This is a genomic window from Mycolicibacterium xanthum, from assembly GCF_019710635.1.
Taxonomy (GTDB): Bacteria; Actinomycetota; Actinomycetes; order Mycobacteriales; family Mycobacteriaceae; genus Mycobacterium; species Mycobacterium xanthum.
On sequence record NZ_JAIFZS010000118.1, the window covers coordinates 1 to 3,497 of the forward strand.

The window sequence follows — 3,497 nt, forward strand, 5'->3', positions numbered from 1 at the left end:
GCCGGTGGGAGTCGTCGACCACCGCCAGAAGATCGACATCCGCCAATGTATCGAACATACATTCGAGTATAGATGCCGGGGACGACAGGATGCTGACATCTGACATTGGGTCCCCGGCTTCGATCCGTCCGATGAGAGATCGCTCATCTTCGTCTCCTCCGACGCTCACGACCGTCGAGGAATCTGGACCCGGCCGCGAGACGCGCGGTCGTCTCGGGAAGGAGCGCATTGTGAAACGAGTTGTGAAACGAGCCACCTCGCTGAAGGCCGGCGCCGTCGGTGTCGCCATGGCAGGTCTTGTCGCCATGGGCGCGGGAGCGGCGGCGGCGTACACCGCATCGGCGCCCGACCGCGATGGCGCAGGCGCCGTCACGTACAGCACCGACGTCTCAGCGTCCACCGACTACGGCCGCGGCACGACCCGCTCGGACAATTCTCCGGGGAGCGCCGGCGGACTGTCCTGATCCGCGTTCACCGTTCCGTAAGGCCGAATTGGCCGGCGCGGACCTCGATGACGCGACCGTGGTGGCGGCACCGATGTATTTGCGGCTCAACGCGATACCGCACGTGATCAACGTGCACCTGAAGTCGAAGATCCCCACCGACATCCCCGGGCAGAAGCTGGACGGCTTCACCTGGGGCACCGCCGCACGCATCGTCGTCGCGGGCGACTTCAACGCCGAACCCGACGACGTGCCGTGCTCGCGATCCGGGGCGACGTCGAGAACACGGGCAACGGCGATCTCGCCGGCCGGGTTCTGGTGCCGATCGAGAACACCATTCCCGAGTCGTCGCGCTTCACGCTGTTCCGCCAGGGGCACGGCCAGATGCTGGATCACCTGCTGGTGACCCGCAACCTGCCGGCCCACTACCGAGGTGCGGAGATCCACAACGAACTGCTCCACGACGAGCCCGACCACGCACCGGTGGTGGCCACGTTCGAGGTCTAGTCCGCCAGGTCCACCAGGACCGGGGCATGATCGCTGGGCGACTTGCCTTTTCGCTCGTTGCGCACGATCTCTGCGTGGGTGACCCGGTCGGCCAACGCCGCCGAGCCCAGGATGAAGTCGATCCGCATGCCGCGGTTCTTCGGGAAGCGCAACTGGGTGTAGTCCCAGTAGGTGAAGACGGCCGGCCCCGGGGCGAAGGGACGTACCACGTCGGTGAACCCGGCGTCGACGATCGCGCCGAATGCGTCGCGCTCCGGTTCGGTGACATGGGTACTGCCCCGATAGAACTCGACGTCCCAGACATCGTCGTCGGTCGGGGCGATGTTCCAGTCGCCGACCAGTGCGATCGGCGCGGACGGATCGTCGGTGAGCCATGATGTGGCGGTATCCTTGAGCGCGGCAAGCCATTCCAGCTTGTAGCGATAGTGCGGCGAATCCACCGTGCGGCCGTTGGGGACATACAGGCTCCAGACCCGCACCCCGCCGCACGTCGCGCCGAGCGCCCTGGCCTCGGCTGCCGCGTCGGCGCCCGGCCTGTCGCTCCAGCTGGGCTGCCCGGGGAAGCCCAGCGCCACGTCGTCGATGCCGACCCGGGAGGCGATCGCCACCCCGTTCCACTGGTTGAGGCCGTGGTGTACGACCTCGTAACCCAGCGCGGCGAACGGCATGGTGGGGAACTGGTCGTCGGAGCACTTGGTCTCCTGCATGGCCAGCACGTCGACGTCGCCGCGTTCCAGCCAGTCGGTGACACGGTCGACCCTGGCGCGGATCGAGTTGACGTTCCAGGTGGCCACCCGCATCGCCCAACCCTACTTCTGCGCGAGAAGCTCGTCGGCGCGCACATACCGCGACCGGTGGTGCACCCAGAAGCCCATCGACTCGTAGAGCGCACGGGCGCCGGGGTTGTCGGTGACGACCTGGACGTAGCACCGGCCCGCACCCCGCTGCTCGGCCCAGTCGATCAGGCCCGCGCACAGCGCCCGGGCCAGCCCGCGGCGGCGGGCGTCCCCGGAGACGTGCACGGCCGACACCCCGGCCCACCGGGTGCCGTCGGGGGCCTCGGTGATCGCAACGCGGCCCACCGCCGCGCCGTCGAGCCGCCCGAAGCCGACCTCGCCGTCGACGACCGCGGTCAGCACGTCGACAGGGACGTCGCGCTGGTACAGCCGGAGCCACTCTGCATCCGGGCGCGACGCGACGTGCATGCCGGTGTGGGCATCGGCGACGTCGGCCAATGCGTCCATATCGGCTGCCATGACCAGGTTTTCGGCGTCGGTGTGCACCCCGTCGGGCAGCCGCAACAGCCGGTCCGGGACGGATACCAGCGGGACCGCGCCGCGTGCGGCGTACCAGTCGGCGACCGCGACGATCTCGGCGTACGAGGTGAAGTGCAGCGGCACCGCGGAGTTGGCTCGCCGGGTGGCGCCGTGGCCGAAGCGCAGCAGCCAGCCGTCCAGCCACTCGTGCTCGGTGCCCGGCCAGCCGAGCGCGGCGGCGTGCTCGAGGTTGCGGATCTCACCGGTGCGCACCGGAACCTCCGGAACCACCCGCACGGCCAGCACATCGGCGGCCGCGACGGCCACGACGTCACCGCGCCGGGTCCGGATCCGCACCGTCGGCCCGGTGTCCAGCAGGTGACCCACCACGTCGGAGTGCGGTGGCGTCGAACCCCGCGGCAGCCGGTAGCGCAGGCTGACCCGGGTGCCGACCTCGGGCAGGCCGGTCATCGGTCAGTGGCCGAACGGATCGGGATCCTCGCCGGGCAGCCACGACAGGCCGGGGACGCCCCAGCCGTGTGACTTGACCGCGCGTTTGGCGCTGCGGGCGTTGCGTCCGATCAGCCGGTCGAGGTAGAGGAATCCGTCCAGGTGACCCGTCTCGTGTTGCAGCATCCGGGCGAACAGGTCGTTGCCCTCCAGGGTGATCGGGTTGCCCTCGGCGTCCAGGCCGGTCACCCTGGCCCACGACGCCCGGCCGGTCGGAAACGACTCCCCGGGCACCGACAGGCAGCCCTCGTCGTCGTCCTCGGGGTCGGGCATCGTCTCGGGCACCTCCGAGGTCTCCAGCACCGGGTTGACGACGACGCCGCGGCGGCGCAGGGTCTTGCCGCGCGAATCGGCGCAGTCGTAGACGAACACCCGCTTGGCCACCCCGATCTGGTTGGCGGCCAGCCCGACTCCGTACGCGGCGTCCATCGTGTCGAACAGGTCGGTGATCAGATCCGCGAGGTCGGCGGGCAGCGAACCGTCATCGGCCACCGGCACCGGTTCGGTCGCGGTGTGCAGGACGGGATCTCCGACGATGCAGATGGGGCGTACGGCCATGGTGGGCAAGCTTAGTACTGCAGCCGTAGATCGGGGCTGACGAGTTTCGGCGTGTCTGCGCTGGTCAGGGCGGTGACCGCGGCATCGTTCGATGTTTGTGAAGACAATTGAATTGGCCGCGGTCACCGCGGTTCATAGCGTAGACCCTGACCGGTGGCAGACCGAGTACTCGGCGATGATCGATCGGATCGCGCCGCGCTTCGCCCGCTACGAACCGTTGCGC

At 69.1% G+C, this 3,497-nt stretch carries 5 protein-coding genes; 2 read left to right on the top strand and 3 right to left on the bottom strand.

All coding sequences use genetic code 11. The annotated features are described in order from the left end of the window. Positions 1–230 precede the first annotated feature (230 nt). A complete protein-coding gene (locus tag JDV09_RS26245; protein WP_221372057.1) occupies positions 231–464 on the top strand; it encodes a hypothetical protein in 234 nt (77 codons plus the stop codon). Between the two features lie 234 nt (positions 465–698). Then, complete coding sequence (locus JDV09_RS26250) at positions 699–950, top strand: hypothetical protein (protein WP_221372058.1); 252 nt, start codon at positions 699–701, stop codon at positions 948–950. Here the strand turns inward: JDV09_RS26250 and JDV09_RS26255 are convergent. Genes JDV09_RS26255 through JDV09_RS26265 form a run of 3 tightly spaced genes read right to left on the bottom strand, consistent with a single transcriptional unit; the run spans position 947 to position 3,274 of the window. Beyond that, a complete protein-coding gene (locus JDV09_RS26255; protein ID WP_221372059.1) occupies positions 947–1,750 on the bottom strand; it encodes an exodeoxyribonuclease III in 804 nt (267 codons plus the stop codon). The two genes, JDV09_RS26250 and JDV09_RS26255, sit on opposite strands and share 4 nt — an antisense overlap. A gap of 9 nt (positions 1,751–1,759) precedes the next feature. Continuing rightward, positions 1,760–2,677, bottom strand: a complete 918-nt coding sequence (locus tag JDV09_RS26260) for an N-acetylglutamate synthase, CG3035 family (protein WP_221372060.1) — start codon at positions 2,675–2,677, stop codon at positions 1,760–1,762. Positions 2,678–2,680: 3 nt separating this feature from the next. Then, positions 2,681–3,274 (bottom strand): peptide deformylase, encoded by a 594-nt coding sequence (locus tag JDV09_RS26265; RefSeq protein WP_221372061.1) that lies wholly within the window; start codon positions 3,272–3,274, stop codon positions 2,681–2,683. Positions 3,275–3,497 lie beyond the last annotated feature (223 nt).